The 18,143-nt window shown below is 58.7% G+C and carries 18 protein-coding genes and 1 riboswitch; of the genes, 13 read left to right on the top strand and 5 right to left on the bottom strand.

The window, feature by feature from the left end:
* Window positions 1-7: 7 nt before the first annotated feature.
* From ACR0KN_RS00335 to ACR0KN_RS00320, 4 genes are all read right to left on the bottom strand, one after another.
* Entirely contained in the window at window positions 8-619 is a 612-nt protein-coding gene (locus tag ACR0KN_RS00335; RefSeq protein ID WP_170468912.1) for a class I SAM-dependent methyltransferase, read from the bottom strand.
* The gene (locus ACR0KN_RS00330) at window positions 612-1,619 is read right to left on the bottom strand and encodes a glycosyltransferase family 2 protein (RefSeq protein ID WP_480650558.1); all 1,008 of its coding nucleotides are present in this window, start codon (window positions 1,617-1,619) and stop codon (window positions 612-614) included. Before ACR0KN_RS00330 ends, ACR0KN_RS00335 begins: the two co-directional genes overlap by 8 nt.
* A gap of 46 nt (window positions 1,620-1,665) precedes the next feature.
* Window positions 1,666-2,352, bottom strand: a complete 687-nt coding sequence (locus tag ACR0KN_RS00325) for a hypothetical protein (RefSeq protein ID WP_480650556.1) — start codon at window positions 2,350-2,352, stop codon at window positions 1,666-1,668.
* Window positions 2,353-2,896: 544 nt separating this feature from the next.
* Window positions 2,897-3,853, bottom strand: coding sequence for an NAD(P)-dependent oxidoreductase (locus ACR0KN_RS00320; RefSeq protein WP_480650554.1), 957 nt, complete (start codon window positions 3,851-3,853; stop codon window positions 2,897-2,899).
* Between the two features lie 145 nt (window positions 3,854-3,998).
* Window positions 3,999-4,201: riboswitch (cobalamin riboswitch) on the top strand.
* A gap of 84 nt (window positions 4,202-4,285) precedes the next feature.
* Here ACR0KN_RS00320 and ACR0KN_RS00315 point away from each other — a divergent pair.
* Genes ACR0KN_RS00315 through cobJ form a run of 7 tightly spaced genes read left to right on the top strand, consistent with a single transcriptional unit; the run spans window position 4,286 to window position 12,268 of the window.
* A complete protein-coding gene (locus ACR0KN_RS00315) occupies window positions 4,286-4,666 on the top strand; it encodes a DUF1636 family protein (protein WP_480650552.1) in 381 nt (126 codons plus the stop codon).
* Entirely contained in the window at window positions 4,663-5,718 is a 1,056-nt protein-coding gene (gene cobW / locus ACR0KN_RS00310) for a cobalamin biosynthesis protein CobW (RefSeq protein ID WP_480650550.1), read from the top strand. Before ACR0KN_RS00315 ends, cobW begins: the two co-directional genes overlap by 4 nt.
* A gap of 5 nt (window positions 5,719-5,723) precedes the next feature.
* Complete coding sequence (gene cobN / locus ACR0KN_RS00305) at window positions 5,724-9,017, top strand: cobaltochelatase subunit CobN (protein WP_480650548.1); 3,294 nt, start codon at window positions 5,724-5,726, stop codon at window positions 9,015-9,017.
* A complete protein-coding gene (locus ACR0KN_RS00300; protein ID WP_480650546.1) occupies window positions 9,014-10,153 on the top strand; it encodes a cobalamin biosynthesis protein CobG in 1,140 nt (379 codons plus the stop codon). The genes cobN and ACR0KN_RS00300 overlap by 4 nt, the downstream gene beginning before the upstream one ends.
* Complete coding sequence (locus tag ACR0KN_RS00295; RefSeq protein ID WP_170779219.1) at window positions 10,153-10,782, top strand: precorrin-8X methylmutase; 630 nt, start codon at window positions 10,153-10,155, stop codon at window positions 10,780-10,782. Before ACR0KN_RS00300 ends, ACR0KN_RS00295 begins: the two co-directional genes overlap by 1 nt.
* Window positions 10,779-11,507, top strand: coding sequence for a precorrin-2 C(20)-methyltransferase (gene cobI / locus ACR0KN_RS00290; protein WP_170468891.1), 729 nt, complete (start codon window positions 10,779-10,781; stop codon window positions 11,505-11,507). The genes ACR0KN_RS00295 and cobI overlap by 4 nt, the downstream gene beginning before the upstream one ends.
* Entirely contained in the window at window positions 11,504-12,268 is a 765-nt protein-coding gene (cobJ, locus tag ACR0KN_RS00285) for a precorrin-3B C(17)-methyltransferase (RefSeq protein ID WP_480457819.1), read from the top strand. The genes cobI and cobJ overlap by 4 nt, the downstream gene beginning before the upstream one ends.
* On the opposite strand, the gene ACR0KN_RS00280 is transcribed toward cobJ, so the two are convergent.
* Window positions 12,259-12,990, bottom strand: a complete 732-nt coding sequence (locus ACR0KN_RS00280; RefSeq protein ID WP_480650543.1) for a cobalt-precorrin-6A reductase — start codon at window positions 12,988-12,990, stop codon at window positions 12,259-12,261. The two genes, cobJ and ACR0KN_RS00280, sit on opposite strands and share 10 nt — an antisense overlap.
* On the opposite strand from ACR0KN_RS00280, the gene cbiE reads away from it, so the two are divergent.
* The 6 genes from cbiE to cobF are packed head-to-tail and all read left to right on the top strand — an operon-like array spanning window position 12,989 to window position 18,114.
* Complete coding sequence (gene cbiE / locus ACR0KN_RS00275) at window positions 12,989-14,188, top strand: precorrin-6y C5,15-methyltransferase (decarboxylating) subunit CbiE (RefSeq protein WP_480650541.1); 1,200 nt, start codon at window positions 12,989-12,991, stop codon at window positions 14,186-14,188. The two genes, ACR0KN_RS00280 and cbiE, sit on opposite strands and share 2 nt — an antisense overlap.
* Entirely contained in the window at window positions 14,185-14,553 is a 369-nt protein-coding gene (locus ACR0KN_RS00270; protein ID WP_480651740.1) for a cobalamin biosynthesis protein, read from the top strand. Before cbiE ends, ACR0KN_RS00270 begins: the two co-directional genes overlap by 4 nt.
* Window positions 14,550-15,344, top strand: a complete 795-nt coding sequence (cobM, locus tag ACR0KN_RS00265) for a precorrin-4 C(11)-methyltransferase (RefSeq protein WP_010438965.1) — start codon at window positions 14,550-14,552, stop codon at window positions 15,342-15,344. Before ACR0KN_RS00270 ends, cobM begins: the two co-directional genes overlap by 4 nt.
* On the top strand, window positions 15,337-16,653 hold the full coding sequence (locus tag ACR0KN_RS00260; RefSeq protein WP_480650539.1) for a cobyrinic acid a,c-diamide synthase CobB: 1,317 nt from the start codon (window positions 15,337-15,339) through the stop codon (window positions 16,651-16,653). Before cobM ends, ACR0KN_RS00260 begins: the two co-directional genes overlap by 8 nt.
* Complete coding sequence (gene cobA / locus ACR0KN_RS00255; protein WP_480650537.1) at window positions 16,650-17,378, top strand: uroporphyrinogen-III C-methyltransferase; 729 nt, start codon at window positions 16,650-16,652, stop codon at window positions 17,376-17,378. The genes ACR0KN_RS00260 and cobA overlap by 4 nt, the downstream gene beginning before the upstream one ends.
* On the top strand, window positions 17,371-18,114 hold the full coding sequence (gene cobF / locus ACR0KN_RS00250; RefSeq protein WP_480650535.1) for a precorrin-6A synthase (deacetylating): 744 nt from the start codon (window positions 17,371-17,373) through the stop codon (window positions 18,112-18,114). The genes cobA and cobF overlap by 8 nt, the downstream gene beginning before the upstream one ends.
* Window positions 18,115-18,143 lie beyond the last annotated feature (29 nt).

Here is an 18,143-nt window from a genome sequence, read left to right as displayed (position 1 = left end):
TCATTAATTATAGCTTTTGAACCGCGACCTGAGCGCCTTTGATCGCCTTAAGACGCAAGCCCGCCGAGTTTGCGCCTAAAAACTCGTGGAATGCACGCATCACACCATCTTTCCACCATCCCCTCCGATGGTAGTCATCCAACATGATGACACCGCCTTCAATCATCTTCGGCAATACCGCATCCAGATCCGCTTTGACCCCTTCATATGAATGGTCGCCATCAAGATAGGCGAAACCGATACTCTGATCTTCGAACAGGCGCAGTGCAGGAACCGAAAAATCGCGAATTACCGAAACTTGACCCTTCGCTATCTCAGAGGCGTATGTGTTTTTCACCGCTTCATAGATGCGGTCCATATCGTTTTGGCTACGCGCTCCGGCCAAAGATGCGCCACCATCTGCGTCGGGCTGCACGCCCCATGGGTCGATGAGGCACAGCTTAGAAGGCTTCAATTCATCGAGTAATATCCGCGAAAACTCGCCCCGCCAGACGCCGATTTCGATGCTGAGCTTTCCGTGCGGCATTGTCCTGAGCATTTCGCGCCTCAGCGCATCTTTCCGCTCGCGCTGCAGGGCTTGTTTCTTGCGGCGGTCCTCGGCGGATACGGTTTCAGCCATGGGCGTCTTCTCCGATATGAGAATTCTGCAAGGCCTCAACCAAATCGAGCCAATCAGGTCTGGCCTTCAACTCTGCGGCTTTTGCACTATGCCATTCGCAGGCTTTGTGGTGAAGCTCGGCCAAATGAGGATCAGCCATCATCTCGGCTTTGATGTCATGCATGGCGGGCATGTGGCCCAAGATCGAGCGATCTTCGACATCATTGTGATTCATTACAAGCCAGTATTTCAGACCTTGGTCCTGGCCAACATGGTTAGTCCGGCCCCGTTCACGTTTGACAAGAAAGCTATCGGTACTTCGTACTGCATAGTGGTGAATACGCGCGAATTCATGGCTGAATCCGCGCCAAGCCTTCCATTTCACCTGATCTGCCGGGTAGAGGTTTCCGCCTGCATCTCTCCACAACACCCCTTCGTACGGTGCGTCGGGATTTGGAGCGTCCTCTGGATTGATCCGAGGACGGTGGGCGCGAAACCGACTAAACTTGCCGTTATTTCGGAATAGCGTTTTGAAACCTTTCGTCCGGTGATGGGGGTAGCTGTCTTCGGTGGCCGCCTGAAAGAACATCTCAGGGACAGGTCGATCGACAAAGTCATTTAAGCCGGCATTTCCGAACATACGCCAACAGATCGATATTGCATCAGCTTCACCGCTTGCCTCTACCAGTGACTGAACATTGCCTTCAGGCAAACGGATGTTGACGTATTCATCCACATCCAGGCTCATAATCCAATTTGCGGACTGATAGCTTGGATGACTGCGAGATCGGGTAAAAGCCCGGTTCTGGGGCGCAGCGCGTGGTCCGACCTTGTTGCGTTCATGATGCGCCCAGCCTAAGGCCTGCATCCGATCACCGATGACATCTGTGCCATCAGAACAGTCGTTGGTGTAGATCAGGATATCATTGAACCCGATTGCGCGGTTGTAAGCCACCCAATCGATCATAAATGGCCCTTCGTTCTTCATCGTCGTCACGATGAGAAAGGTCTCGTTTGCCATAAGTTAAACTCTTGCCTGTGCCATTCTCGGACTATTGTTGATCTAATTAGAATAGCCTTAGGATTTTGTCCAATTCGCCGGTGACTTCCGCGGGGGCTACTTGCCGGGCCAAATCAGACATTCGGGCCTGCGCTATTCGCCATTGCTCTCCACCAAATTCTGCGGACGCACGCTCAACTCCTTCGACAATAGCCGCGCTGTCAGTGCTTTTCACAAAGTAAGGGTAATCTGCACCCAGATAATATTCGGCATCGTGAACCTGCCGATTTACCAACACATTTGCCCCAATAACAGCTGCGTTGAAACCCTTAGTGAAGGGCTTAGAGGACAACACTCCGCGAGTGAGAACAGGGCTCGGGTCACGCGTGCAAATGTGAAAGTTTGCCTCTGATAGTCTTGCGATGAAGGCCTCCACATCACCTTTACCGTCATAACCGGGCACTACTGACTGCTCTGCCAGAGCGGGCGGCAAGACAACGTTATCAAGCAGTCCGAAATAACCCAAATTGAATTCCGCCTTGGGTGCAGATTCCGGAACGAGTCGCGGATCCGCATGATGCCTCAGATGGCGCACCTGAACACCCGGAGTCGGATCAAGCGCGGGCAATCCCTGGCACAAGCTACGCTCACCCTGATACGAAGCAGCGATATGGACGTCCACAAAACCGGCTTCCAGTTGCCCGGCAATGACATCCAGATGATCAACGCAAATGCCTGCCGCGACTTTCTTCAAGGACGCTCTAAACTCCTGCCCCAAATTTGATGCAGCACTTTTGTGAAAAATCACAATTGCGTCCCTGCAGGAGTCTACAAATCGCCGACACGCATGTACCCGAGAGGCTTTGGGAGCCAACACGACTTCGAATGTGTATCGCTCCGATAAATGCGCGCGCGCCATTGCAGCCAACTGGTCAACACGCATCGCCTTGCCACCCATTGTTTTCTGGCCGATGCGATATGCAAAGATCACTTTCATGTCCGAGTTGCTAAGCTACGCATAGCGCAACGTTCCTCCGAAGCGGGGCCAACTCTCTGAAACTGCATCGCAAATTGAATTGGGTTCGTGGCCTCTGGATCAATTGTCAGAGTGTTATCCAACTGATCAATGAAAGCTACTTCCAAGTCGAGTGGTTTCCAATCCAAATCCGATCGCTGCAACCAGGCAATCAACTCCAATTAATGTGCTTAATTCTTGCAACGCCAGAGCTCAACACATCACAAAGAACCAAAGAGTTGAAGGGCCTTCATCAAAATCAAGTAATCTCTTTATCTTGACCTCAAGCACTCCGTCGATATTGCGGGATCACCTCATAGCCCGGCTTTTCTGGCTCATCGTCCAGCATCTCGGCTGGAAATCCCGGTGCCCGAATCTCAAGCCCGGTCGCATCCTCCAGCCGCCTGATGATGTTGGGAGATAGCTCTCTCTCTCCATAGCGAGAGATCCCGTCCTCAAAAATCTTGATCATCACCGGGTTTATCTCCAGCGGCACCCCGGCGCGGTCGGCGACCTCCTGAAACAGACCGATATCCTTTTTGACCAGATCCATGGTGAATGAAATATCGCGGGACCCATTCAGAATCACTTGGCTTTCCGTTTCGTGCACAAATGATGTACCCGACGAAATTTTGATCGCCTCATAGGTCGTGCCAAGATCCATCCCTGCGGCCTTTGCGGTCACCAAAGCCTCGGCGCAAGTGATCAGATTTGCGGTTGCCAAATAGTTTGTCAGCACCTTCAACACTGAGGCCGATCCCAAATCGCCTGTGTGCAAAACGCGGCGCCCCATCGTCGTCAGGAACGGCAGAATGCGCTCAAATGTTTCTCGATCGCAGCCTGCGAAGATCGAAATATTGCCCGTAGCCGCCCGATGACACCCGCCCGATACCGGGCAATCGACTGCAGCCCCCCCACGTTCGATCACCGAAGCACCCAATCGTTTTACTTCCGATTCGTCTGTGGTGGACATTTCCATCCAGATCTTACCGGATGTCACTTCGGACAGCATCTCCTGCATTACCGCGTCCGAGGCGGCAGGAGATGGCAGACAGGTAATCACGGCGTCACAATCACGCATCAATTGGGCGGGGCTTTTAGCTGCCTTCGCACCCTGCGCGACAAAACCAGACACAAGATCAGGGTTGAGGTCATGAACGGTCAGGTCAATCCCATTGCGCAGCAGCGAGCCCGACAATTTTCCGCCCACGTTTCCCAGCCCGATGAAGCCTACTTTCATATGACGCTCTCCCTGTTCGTCTTTCGATGCACATGCGAACACGCCTGTTGACCTAAGTCATGCCGTCCAGCGACCCTCAGAGGTCGCTTTTTTGCCCCTGTACGCACAGTTGAGCGAGACTCGCTTGACAAGGGGGGTGATGCTGTCCCAAGAGCCAAGTGTTGGTGTCTGCAGCAGCAGATGAAAAGGGAATGCGTCAGCGGATTTTCCGTCAAACGCAGCCGCCCCCGCGACCGTGACCGGAGAGGGTGCCCAAGCCACTGGCGAATGCCGGGAAGGCGGGACATCCGACAGAGCGCCGCTCTGACATCCGCAAGCCGGGAGACCTGCCAACGCCCGAAGATGAAACCGGACGGGGTGTTCCGGTGTGGGGCTTTGATCGGCCCGCATGAAACCCCGTCCCCCACGAAGAGGATTTGGGGGATGAGAGACATGACCGAGACCACACCGGTCGAACTGCTGGTCTGCACCACCTGTCGTCGCGGCCTACCCGTCGAAGACGACGCCCAACGCCCCGGCACATTGCTGCACAAAGCGCTTGAACAGGCCGCCCTGCCGGAAGGCATCACCCTGAAAGCAGTAGAATGCCTTTCAAACTGCGATGAGGGTTGTTCTATCGTGCTGCGTGGCGGACCTGATCGCTGGACATTCGTTTACGAACACCTCAGCGAAACCGATCACGTCGAAACCATCATTGAAGGTGCCACCAAGTACCTTAATACCGAGGACGGGCTGGTCAAATGGCGTGAACGCCCCGAACACTTCCGCAAGAATTGCGCGGCCCGTATTCCCCCGATTGGAGCCCTGAAATGAGCAATCTCGAAAAACTGCCCGTCACCGTGATCACCGGCTTTCTGGGCTCGGGCAAAACGACGCTGGTCAAGCATTTGATGCAGAACCCGCAAGGCAAGCGCTTGGCTGTTGTAGTCAATGAGTTCGGCGATGTGGGTGTCGATGGCGATATCCTGAAATCCTGCGCAATCCCGGATTGCCCAGCAGAAAACATCATGGAACTGGCCAATGGCTGCATCTGCTGCACTGTGGCCGACGATTTCATTCCCACGATCGAAGCGCTTATGGCCTTGGAGCCGCGCCCCGATCACATCCTGATCGAAACTTCGGGCCTGGCCCTGCCCAAGCCGCTGCTTAAAGCGTTCGACTGGCCAGACATTCGCTCGAAAACCACCGTCGACGGCGTGATCGCTTTGGCCGATGCCGAAGCTGTTGCCGCTGGTCGGTTTGCACCCAATGTCGAAGCGGTAGACGCCCAGCGCCTTGCCGATGAGTCGATCGACCACGAGACGCCACTATCGGAAGTGTTTGAAGATCAGATCTCCTGCGCCGACATCATCCTGCTGACCAAGCCCGATCTGGCTGGTCCCGAAGGTGTCGCCAAAGCCAAAGAGGTCATCGCGGCCGAAGCCCCTCGCCCCCTACCCGTCGTCGAAGTCGCAGAAGGTGTCGTGGACGTGCGCGTTGTCTTGGGCCTTGAAGCTGCTGCCGAGGACGACATGGAAGCGCGTCCCAGCCATCATGATGGTCATCACGATCACGAGCATGACGATTTTGAAAGCATCATCGTCGAACTGCCGGAACAGACTGATCCGCTGGATCTGGTCGCCAAGATCGAACGCCTGGCAAAGGAACTGAACATCCTGCGCGTCAAAGGCTATGCCGCGGTTCAGGGCAAGCCCATGCGCCTGCTGGTACAGGCCGTCGGCTCGCGGGTACGTCATCAGTATGACCGCCCGTGGGAACCTGGTGAAGAGCGCCGCTCGCGCCTTGTGGTCATCGCCGAGCATGATGATATCAAAGAGGCCGAAATCCGTGATATCCTTGTGGGTGTGACCGAGGCCGCCGAGTAAGATTCATGCACGTCGTCTTCCGCGAAAGCCACGGGTTAGAGGAAACCGAGACCCCAACCGATCTGGGCCAGAGCCCGGCGGACTTGGTGGTGCTGTCCTTTTCTGACAGTGATCTTGGCGCTTTCGCGGCGGGCTGGCATCGCGGTGGCGGGCCAGACGGGCGCATGCCAACCCTGCGGTTGGCCAACCTGACAGCTCTAAAACATCCCCTGTCAGTCGACACATATGTTGAACAGACGCTCGAGGGGGCCAAAGGCATCTTGATCCGCCTGATTGGCGGCGTGCCATATTGGTCTTACGGCTTGCAGCAGGTTCTGGCACTGGCACAGGCCAAGGGGATCGCATTGGCTGTCCTGCCTGCGGACGGGCGCGAGGATACGCGGCTGGATGAGTACTCCACCCTGCCCGTCTCAACCCTGCGGCGCTTGGCGCATCTGTGTGATACCGGCGGAGAGGTTGCGGCACAGGCCGCGCTCGCACAGATGGCGCTGGCGGCGGGACTATATGCCGGTCCGGTGATGGGGGCAAAGACCATACCGGATTACGGCGCCTGGTGCCCGGATCGTGGCGTGATACCGGCGGACACAGCTTTTTCGGGCGATGCAAAACGCATTATTGTAACGTATTATCGGGCCTACCTGACCTCTGCCGACACTGCCCCAATCGCGGCTTTGATCCGCAGTGTGAGATCGCGTGGATTCGAGGCCATTGGCCTGTTCGCCCCGTCGCTCAAAGCGCCAACCGCCGCTGACTGGTTGCGTGAGACGATCGTGGCGCTGAAACCTTCAGCGATCATCAATGCCACCTCCTTTTCGGGCAAGGGCGCATCAGGCACTTCACCCTTGGATGCTGCCAATGTGCCCGTCTTTCAGGTCGCCCTCGCGACCTCGCGCCGCAAAGCCTGGGCAGAAGCGGAACGCGGGCTTTCGCCTGCTGACCTCGCCATGCATGTGGTGCTGCCCGAGGTCGACGGGCGGATTAACGCGGGCATCGTGTCGTTCAAAGAACCGGGCAAGCGCGATCCTTATCTGGAATATTCGCGTTTTGCCCACCAGCCCGAACCTGACCGGATCGAAGCTGTCATCGATCGGGTCTCTGGCTGGCTGGACCTGCACGAAAAGCCCAGTTCGGATCAAATACCGGCGCTGGTTCTGTCGACTTACCCGGGTAAGGACTGGCAGATGGCGCATGCAGTTGGCCTTGATGCGCTCGCTTCTGCCGAAGCGATGCTGACCGATCTTCAGAATGAGGGATATGCAATCGCACCGGCCGAGCCGATTGCCGAAACCCTGCTGGGCGCCCGGATTTCATGGTCATTGCAGGACTACCTGATTGCGCATGCAGAGCTACCCGATCAATTGCGCGCCGATCTGCAGGCGGTCTGGGGAGACCCCGAGGACGATCCAGCGTTCGCAGATGGAGCATTCCATTTCACGGCCCTTCGGCGTGGCAACGCTGTGATTGCGCTGCAGCCAGAACGAGGCACGCCAGAGCTGCGCGAGGATGACTATCATGACCTTTCGCGCACGCCTCGTCACAGCTACGTCGCCTTTTACCTTTGGCTGCGCAAAGGGATAGGCGCGGATGCTTTGATCCATATTGGTGCCCATGGCACGCTGGAATGGCTGCCGGGTAAATCGGTCGCTTTATGCAATGAATGCTGGCCCGAGGCGTTGATCGATAAACTCCCGGTGATCTACCCGTTCATCGTCAATGACCCCGGCGAAGCTGCGCAGGCCAAGCGCCGGATCGGCGCAGTTACGCTGGGCCATATCCCGCCCCCGATGAAAGAAAGTGGTACGCCGGATCGCATGGTTCGGCTGGAAGCACTGCTGGATGAGTTCTCGAACGCGGACGGTCTGGACCCCAGGCGCCGTGACCGGTTACAGGAAGATATCCGCGACGAGGCCCAGGCCATTGGGCTGGCAAGCGACCTTGGCCTCGATCAGGCCACCTGCATCGCCGAGGCGATCACGCGCATTGATCGATTTGTCTGCGATATCAAGGAAAGTCAGTTCGGCGACGGCCTGCACATCTTTGGACGGGTTCCAGATGTGACGGGTGATTTCAACCCCGCGCCTTCTGCCCAAGCTGAGCGCAATGCTCTGGTCGATGCGCTAGCTGGCAAACGAATCGAAGCCGGACCTTCAGGCTCTCCCTATCGCGGACGCTCAGACGTGCTGCCTACTGGGCGGAATCTTTATACCACCGACCCGCGTTCTGTGCCCACGCGTGCGGCCTATACTCAAGGCGTCAAGCTGGCAGAGGAGTTGGTGCGTCGACACCTGCAGGAAGAAGGCGACTATCCTAAGGGGCTGATCGTCGACCTGTGGGGCTCGGCCACGATGCGCACCGCAGGCGAGGAATTCGCCATGGCGCTGCACTTGCTGGGTGTGAAACCGATTTGGGACAAAGGCTCGGAGCGTGTTTCAGGCATCGAAGTGCTGCCGATCACCGACCTCAGCCGTCCGCGTCTGGACGTGACCTTACGGGTCTCGGGCCTGTTCCGTGATGTGTTCCCAACGCTTTCGGCGCTTTTTGGTCAGGCCGTACGGACACTGTCTGATCGGGACGAAGCGCCCGATTGGAACCCCTATGCCGGACAGGAACCGGCGGCGCGGGTCTTTGGCCCCGCCCCCGGCAGCTATGGCGTCAACATGACCCAACTATCCGAAATCTACACCGATGAGGCCCGCTCAAAGGCGGGTGAGGCGTGGTTAGATGCCAGTTCCTTTGCACTGGAAGGTGAGCATATCACGAAGGACGTCGATGGCATTACGCGGCGTGTCGCCAATGCTGACAGCTTTGTACACCTCCAGGACCTGACCGAGACCGACCTGCTATTGGCGAATGACTATGCCACGCATGAGGCCGGGTTTGCTGCCGCCAAGAAAATCACCGGTGGTAACGCTCAGCTCTATCACCTGGACAATACCAACCCGGAAAATCCACGCGCCCGTACCTTGCCCGAAGAGATTAGCCGCGTGGTTCATGCGCGCGCCGCCAATCCAGGATGGATAGCGGGGATGCAGCGGCATGGTTTTCGAGGCGCGGCCGAGATTGCAGCGACGCTTGATCACATGGCCTCGTTTGCACATTTGTCTGGCACCGTCGCGCCGCATCTGTTCGATCTTTATCATGAAGCCACGCTTGGCGACGAAGACGTCGATGCCTTTCTACAAGAGGCGAACCCGCGTGCGCATCAAGCGATGCAAGACCGTTTCCGCGCCTTGTTGGATGCTGGATTATGGAATACGCGCCGAAACTCGATCCGTGCCGGTTTGGAAGGTCTGGGATGAGCGCTCTCACCGACAAACCTGTCGTCCAAGGCTGGTGCCCCGGCGCCCATCGCCCGATGATGTCCGGCGATGGGCTGGTCGTGCGCGTACGCCCGCGGTTGGCGCGGCTTAGCGCTCAGCAGGCTTTGGGTCTGTGCGAATTGGCCGACCGTTTCGGCAATGGCACTATTGACCTGACCAACCGTGCGAACCTGCAACTGCGCGGCGTCAAGGAAGCCGACCACCAGCCGCTATTGGCCGAGCTGTCTGATCTGAACCTTCTCGATGCCGAGCCCGGCATCGAGATCAGACGGAATATTTTGGTCACACCGCTCTACCGTGCAGGTGATCTGACAGCGCGACTAACGCAGCATCTGATTGACCGCCTAGCAGAGTTGCCCTCGCTGCCCGCCAAGTTCGGATTTGCAATTGATACTGGACCCGAGCGCCTGTTAGCCGGAGACTCGGCTGACATTCGCGTGGAAACCGGCGAAAACGACCTGATTCTGCGTGCTGACGGTGCTGAGACCGGGCGGTCTGTTTCTGAAGCCGATGCCATCGATCGACTGATCGAACTGGCAAAGTGGTTCTCTGAAACCTACACGCCCGACACACGCCGAATGGCCCGCGTGATCTCTGCGCAAGACCTTCCGCTTGAATGGCAAGGCAGCCCGCCCGGCCCAATAGGTACCCTGCTACAGCCTGGCGCTTGCGAGTTGGGAACACTTTTGGGCGCGACGTTTGGGCAATTGCCCGCAGGCCCGCTCTCGAAACTGATCGAGAGCAGCGGTGCATCTGCCCTGCGAATTACACCGTGGCGGTTGATCCTGCTGGAAGGCGGAGCAGATACTCCCGCACCAGCCTTCGTCACAGACGGTACTGACCCGCTGATGACCACCGACGCCTGCCCTGGCACGCCGTTCTGTCCGCAGGCGCAAGTGGAAACGCGAGAGATCGCGCGCGTTTTGGCGGCTCGAGTGCCCGGATCTCTGCATGTCTCGGGATGTGCAAAGGGGTGCGCCCGGATGGGCCCTGCAGATGTCACTTTAGTGGGATGCAACGGACGATTCGATCTTGTCAAACAAGGTCGCGCAGGGGATGAGCCCTGCCAACGCGGCCTGACCGAAGAAAAACTTATGACCATGGACTTCACCTGATGCCCTATGAATACGAAACCGACGGCGCGGCGATTTACAAACAGAGCTTTGCCACCATACGCTCGGAGGCCGATCTCGCTCGGTTCGATGCCGATGAAGAGCAAGTGGCCGTGCGCATGATCCATGCCGCTGGAATGGTTGGGCTGGAGGAGTTCGTGCATTTCTCGCCCGGCTTCGTCACAGCGGCCCGCACCGCGCTGGAAAATGGCGCACCGATCCTGTGCGACGCGCGCATGGTCAGCGAAGGTGTGACCCGCTTCCGCCTGCCTGCGGATAATGAGGTAATCTGCACTCTGCATGACGAACGCGTGCGCCCATTGGCCGCTGAGATGAGCAACACGCGCTCTGCCGCTGCGCTAGAGTTGTGGCGTCCGCATCTTGGCGGCGCGCTGGTCGCGATCGGTAACGCTCCGACTGCGCTATTCCATCTGCTAAACATGCTGGAAGACCCAGATTGTCCGCGCCCGGCCGCCATCATCGGCTGCCCTGTGGGCTTTGTCGGCGCAGTCGAATCCAAGGACGCCTTGTGGGAAGCGCAGCCTGTGCCCTCCTGCATCGTCAAAGGTCGCTTGGGTGGCAGTGCAATCACCGTTGCTGCCATCAACGCCATCGCGAGTCGTGCGGAATGAGCGGGGGCAAGATCTACGGCGTGGGCCTTGGCCCTGGTGACCCGGATCTCATGAGCGTCCGTGCAGACCGCCTGTTGCGCAATGCGCGGCACGTGGCGTTCTTCCGCAAGCCGGGCCGCACGGGGCAGGCCCGCAAGATCGTCAATGGAATGATCCCCGGCGACGCTATCGAGTTTGCGATGGAGTATCCCGTAACAACCGAAATCCCGGTGACGGACCCGAGGTACAACGAGCTGCTTTCCGTGTTTTACGAGGATTGCGCCGCGCACCTGAAGTCGTTGACTGAGAATGGTGAGGATGTCGTGGTCCTGTGCGAAGGAGACCCTTTCTTCTACGGGTCATTCATGCATCTTTACAATCGATTACGGGATATATCTAAGGTCGAGGTCGTACCAGCCATTACCGGAATGTCGGGTGCCTGGACCGCTACCGGCGATCCAATAACCTGGGGTGATGACGTCCTGACGGTTCTGGTCGGTACATTGTCCGAGGACACGCTGACCGAACGCATGACCCAAACCGATGCGTTGGTGGTCATGAAGATCGGTCGCAACTTTGACAAGGTAAAACGCGCCTTGAAACGGGCCGATCTATATGACCGTGCATGGATCGTCGAATACGCCCAGATGCCGAACCAGCGGGTTTGCAAACTCTCGGACAATTGCGAGGGTATAACACCCTATTTCTCGATCATCCTGGTTCACGGTCAGGGCCGTCGCCCATGAGTGGCTGGGTCAAAATAGCCGGCCTCGGACCGGGAGACGAAGCTCTGGTCACGCCCGAGGTTACCGCTGCTCTGGCCGAGGCGACGGATGTTGTTGGATACATCCCCTACGTCGCACGCGTTGCTGAGCGTGAAGGGTTGACCCTACATGCCAGTGACAACCGGGTCGAGATCGACCGCTCGCAGCACGCATTACGGATGGCGGCCGAGGGCAAGCGTGTCGTGGTAGTTTCCTCCGGAGACCCAGGCGTGTTCGCGATGGCCGCTGCCGTGTTCGAGGCCTTGGAGAATGGTCCCGCTGAATGGCGAAGCATTCAGATCGACGTACTGCCGGGGATCACTGCGATGCTGGCCGCTTCCGCCCGTGCGGGCGCGCCGATGGGGCACGATTTCTGCGCCATCAACCTCAGCGACAATCTGAAACCGTGGTCCTTGATCGAAAAGCGCCTCCGTCTCGCCGCACAGGGGGATTTCGCGATGGCATTCTACAATCCACGCTCGAAGTCACGCCCAGAAGGTTTTGTAAAAACACTGGAAATCCTTCGCGAGGAATGTGAGCCAGAACGCCTGATCCTGTTCGCCCGCGCAGTGTCGCGTACGGATGAAAAGTTGCGGATTTCAACACTGGCCGAGGCCACGCCAGACATGGCGGACATGCAGACCGTCGTGATCATCGGCTCGTCATTGACCCGCGTTATCGAGCGCGACGGCGCGCCGATCGTTTACACGCCGAGATTCACACCTGACAAGGATCAGGTATGAACCAGCCAGTCCAAGACCTGCGAAACCTTTTCGAACTCAGTCCGCTGCGGCAACAGCGGACGGTCGATCATCAGAACCGGAAGACCCAGCGCCCGTGCGGCATCCAGCTTTGCGCGCGCCCCGATGCCACCCGCGTTCTTGGACACGACCAACTGCGTCCCGTGACGCTCCATCAGCCCCCGGTCTTCAATTTCAGTGAACGGACCGCGCGAAATAATGACGTCTCTATTTGGAAACGGCACGGTTTCAGGCTCATCAACCAGCCGCAAAAGATAGTGATGCTGAGGCTGTGCTGCAAAGTCCTGAAGATGCATGCGACCAACGGCAAGGAACACGCGCTGAGCGGGACCGGAAAGCGCGTCGACGACACCGTCGATGTCCGGAACATGCTGCCAACTGTCGCCATCTTGAGCGACCCAGGGAGGCCGCGTCAGCGCCGCCAGCGGAGTGGCGGTCGAGGCGCACGCTTCCACAGCGTTTCGGCTCATCAGCGCGGCAAAGGGGTGGGTAGCATCTACGATATGGCTGATCTCATGATCGCGGATGTAGCGCGCCAGCCCCTCCGTTCCTCCGAAACCGCCCACGCGTGTTGGAACGGGCTGCGGGCGTGGCGTGTCGACACGGCCCGCGTAGGAATACGTGGCCGGAATACCTTGTTCGGAAACGGATTTTGCCAGAGCATTTGCCTCGGTCGTCCCGCCAAGAATCAGGAGGTTGGGCATGTCTGAAACTCCGTGGCTAACCGTATTGGGTTTGGGTGAAGATGGACTGGATGGCCTTTCCGCCGCAAGCCGTCAAGTGCTGGATCGTGCCGAGATCGTCATGGGTCCGTCTCGCCACCTATCATTGATTCCCAAAAGCAACGCCGAACAGATTGTATGGCCAGCTCCATTTGACGATGGTCTTCCAATACTGACCGGATTACGCGGTCGGCAAACTGTTGTTCTGGCCTCGGGTGATCCGTTCTGGTTCGGGGCCGGTTCCGTCATCGCGCGAAATTTCGATGCGAGCGAATGGACCGCCCTACCGGGCCAGTCGACCTTTTCGCTAGCGGCTGCGCGGCTTGGTTGGCCGCTTGAAAACACGTTAACCTTTGGACTGCACGCCGCCCCCCTGACCCGTTTGCGCCCCCACCTGGCGTCGGGCCTCCGCGCCATTCTCTTGCTGCGTGATGGAAAAGCGGTGGCTGAGCTTGCAACCTATTTGGGCGAGACTGGTTTTGCCGATTGTACCCTGCATGTCATGGAGGCTCTTGGCGGCCCCCGTGAACGCGCGCGGAGCATGTCGCTGACCGAAGCGCTGCTGGGAACATTCGAACATCCGGTCTGTGTCGGGCTGGACGTTGCGGGCACAGGGCGCGCCTTTCCCAAAGCCTCGGGCAAGCCTGATGATATCTTCGAAACCGACGGACAAATCACCAAGCGCCCTATCCGCGCACTGACCCTGTCGTCCCTTGCCCCGCGAAGAGGAGAGCATCTGTGGGATATTGGCGGCGGCACCGGTTCGATCAGCATCGAATGGCTGATGTGCGATCCGACGCTGACTGCAACGACAATCGAGCCGCGTGAAGATCGGGCCGAGCGCATTCGCCGAAACGCCGATGCGCTGGGGCAGGATCGGTTGCGGGTCGTTCATGGTTTCGCACCTGAGGCGTTGGTTGACCTTGACCAACCAGATGTCGTTTTCATCGGAGGCGGCCTGAGCGCGGAGCTGTTGAACTGGCTACACGCAAATCTCCGCGCCGGTACGCGGCTTGTCGCCAACGCAGTGACATTGGAAAGCGAAGCCTTGCTGGCTGCGTGGCACGACAAGATGGGCGGAGACCTGTTGCGCATCGAACTTGCGCAGGCTGCTTCGCTTGGTCCTCGGCGGGGTTGGAAATCTACTTATCCAGTTGTGCAGTGGAGCCTCACGTTATGATCGTCGCCGGGCTCGGATTCTCGTCTTCTGCTACGCTGGCCAGTCTGCGCGCTGCCTTTGATCTGGCCTCGACAGGAAAAACAGTCGATGCTCTGGCAACCGTTGCAGACAAGGACGGACATGCCGCACTTGTCGCACTTGCAGAGGTTACTGAGCTGCCGGTTCATTTCGTCCCGGCACATGATCTTGCCGGGCAACGTACCCTCACCTGCTCGCCCCGCAGTCGTGCCACATACGGCACCGGCAGCGTGGCCGAAGCATCCGCTCTTGCTGCCGCCGGGCATGGCGCGCGGCTGATTTCACCCAGACAAATCTCGGACGACCGGCTTGCAACCTGCGCCGTCGCCATCGGAGGAAAACAATGACCGTTCATTTCATCGGCGCCGGACCGGGTGCTGCCGACCTGCTAACCCTGCGCGGGCGCGATATCATCGCCTCCTGCCCTGTGTGCCTCTATGCAGGCTCATTGGTTCCCGAGGAGATTTTGAGCCACTGCCCCGACGGCGCAAAGATCGTGAACACGGCTCCGATGGATCTGGATCAGATCATGGCCGAGATCGAAATAGCGCACAAAGCCGGGCAAGACGTGGCGCGGCTGCATTCCGGGGACCTCTCTGTCTGGTCCGCGATGGGAGAGCAAATCAGACGTTTGAAAGAGATGGGAATACCGGTCAGCGTCACGCCCGGTGTCCCGTCTTTTGCCGCCGCAGCCGCTGCTCTAGGAACTGAACTCACCCTTCCGGGACTGGCGCAATCGGTGGTGTTGACCCGGACGCCTGGGCGCGCGTCCTCGATGCCTGAAGGTGAGACGCTGAAAAACTTTGCTAAAACAGGTGCTACTCTGGCCATTCACCTGTCGATCGGAAATCTGGACAATGTCATCGCCGACCTGACCCCTGCCTATGGTGCGGACTGCCCGGTCGCCGTTGTCTACCGCGCCAGCTGGCCGGATGAACGGATCATCCGCGCGACTCTGGCCACGCTGAAAGAGGCGCTGGACGAAAGCATCTCGCGCACCGCACTGATAATGGTTGGTCCGGCGCTCGCAGGTGAAGGGTTTGACGAAAGCTGCCTGTATTCAAAAACTTACGACCGTCGCTATCGCCCTCAAAGCGCCGATAGCCCGTGGTCGAGCTGGAGCCACGGCGATGACTAACCCCCCGGGATTACTGATTTCCGCACCGTCATCGGGCACGGGCAAAACCACGGTCATGCTGGGGTTGCTCCGGGCGCTGGCTGAGGACGGATTGACCGTGCAGCCGTTCAAAAGCGGGCCCGACTACATAGACCCGGCCTTTCACCGCGCTGCGGCAGGCCGCGCTTCGTTCAATCTGGATAGCTGGGCGATGGGAGATCCGCTGCTAAGCGCGATCTCAGAGCAGGCAACGGGCGCGGATATCGTGGTGGCCGAAGGCTCGATGGGTCTGTTTGATGGTGTCGCCAAACCCGGAGAGCTGGGGCATGGGTCGAGCGCTGAAACGGCGCTGCGCATGGGATGGCCGGTCGTGCTGGTTCTGGATGTCGGCGGGCAGGCGCAATCGGCGGCGGCGACCGCGCTTGGGTTTCGGATGTACAATCCCGATCTGCCCTTTGCCGGTGTCATCCTGAATCGCTGTGCCAGCCCCCGACATGAGCGCCTGACACGGTTGGGCATGGAGCGTGCCGGATTACCCGTTCTTGGGGTCCTTCCGCGCCGGGGAGACCTTACCTTGCCCGAAAGGCATCTGGGCCTGATTCAAGCCGTCGAGCACCCTGATCTGGAAACCGCAATCGCCGGGTACGCCGCGTTCTTACGTGAACATGTTGATCTGGATGCGATCAAAAAGGCGGCCTCCTCAGGCCCCAATGGGCCATCGTCAGCCGCGCTGCCGCGGCCCCCGGCGCAGCGGATCGCACTGGCCCGAGATGCGGCGTTTTCGTTTACCTATCCGCATCTACTGGAAGGATGGCGCAGGGCCGGTGCCGAGATACTGCCCTTTTCCCCGCTGGCCAATGAAGCGCCTGACGCTAATGCCGATCTGATCTGGTTGCCGGGGGGATATCCAGAGCTGCATGCGGGAACATTGGCGGCGGCAGATACCTTCTTGACCGGGCTGCGGAAACACGCGGAAACACGGCCCGTCCATGGTGAATGCGGGGGGTACATGGCATTGGGGGAAGTCTTGGTCGACAAGGAGGGTACCCCATATCAGATGGCGGGATTGTTGGGCCTGCAAACCTCGTACCAAAAGCGCAAATTCAATTTGGGCTATCGTAAGGCTGAACTTTTGGCTCCGATGCCCGGCTTTGCGACAGGTACCGCCTTGCGAGGGCATGAGTTCCACTATTCCTCGATCATCGAACAACCTGACGCCCCTCTTGCGCGGGTCTTCGATGCCGAAGGGGCTGAAGGCCCTCAGACGGGATCGCGACGTGGCAATGTCACCGGCACATTCTTCCATCTGATTGCGGAGGCCTCGGCATGAGTGGCTTTGTCTCATTCATCGGCTCCGGTCCGGGTGATCCGGAGCTACTAACGCTCAAGGCCGTCGACCGGATGCAGAAGGCCGATGCGGTGCTGTTTGATGATCTCAGCAGTGGCCCGATCCTGACCCATGCGCGTGACGATGCTGATCTGGTTGGCGTAGGTAAACGCGCCGGTCGCCCCTCGCCCAAGCAGGATCACGTCAGCCGGTTGCTGGTTGAGTATGCTCAGACCGGCCAGCATGTCGTGCGGCTGAAATCCGGGGATGGAGGATTGTTCGGTCGACTAGAGGAAGAACTGGTCGCGTTGCAGGCCGCCGGTATCAAATACGAGATCATTCCTGGCATCCCCTCGGCTGTCGCGGCGGCAGCGGCTGCGGGAATCCCGTTGACCCGGCGCCTGACTGCGCGTCGTGTTCAATTCGTCACCGGGCATGACGCAAGTGGCAAACTGCCTGCCGATCTGAACCTTCCCGCTCTGGCTGATGCTGGCGCGACAACGGTCGTATTTATGGGTAAGCGCACTTTTCCATTGCTTGTAGAAGCGCTGAACGCGCATGGCCTGCCGCTGGACACACCTGCCTTGATGGCCGAATCCGTTTCGACCCCCGAGCAATCGTTACATAGCTCCACCATCGGAGACCTGTCCGACAAGCTGCGCGCCGAGATCGGAACCGCCCCGGCCCTGATCCTGTATGGGCCGCTGGCAGAGTTCGAAGATGTTTGACCTAGCCCTGATCGGAATCGGCACCGGCAATCCCGACCACCTGACCTTTCAGGGGGCACAGGTGATCAGATCAGCGGACCTGATCCTGATCCCGCGTAAGGGAGAGAACAAAGCTGATCTGGCCGGTTTGCGCGAAGACATCATCGCGCAGGTCACCGATAATCCCGCGCGAATCGCCTATTTCGACGTTCCCAAACGTCGGGCAGATGACGGCTATCTACGAGGTGTCGACGAATGGCACGACGCAATTGCCCTGCGCTGGCACGAAGCGATATCAGCCCACCCCGACGCGCAGAAGGTCGCGTTGCTGATCTGGGGTGATCCGTCGCTGTATGACAGTTCACTCAGGATTGCGGCTCGACTGAACCCGCAGCCGCAGGTCCGGGTTGTGCCGGGCATCACCGCGTTGCAGGCGCTGACTGCGGCCCATGCGATCCCAATCAATGATCTGGGGGCACCCTATGTCGTGACCACAGGCCGCCGCATTCGCGATGAGGGGTGGCCTGAAACGGCATCGAAAGTGGCTGTTATGCTGGATGGCGAATGCTCGTTCCAAAGCCTAAAGATGGCCGATTATGACATCTGGTGGGGGGCATATGTGGGCATGAAAGAAGAGATTCTGATTAAAGGCCCATTGGCGGATGTGGCGCAAGACATTCTGGACACGCGCGCGCAAGCCCGTTCTGATCACGGCTGGATCATGGATATCTATCTGCTGAAGAAACGTACTGCCTGACGTGCGCACAGGATTGTGAGCCCCGTTTC

The sequence above is a fragment of the Ruegeria sp. AP7 genome (assembly GCF_056539905.1).
The sequence above is the reverse complement of the archived record's forward strand: the minus strand, read 5'-3'. Positions and strand labels throughout refer to the sequence as shown.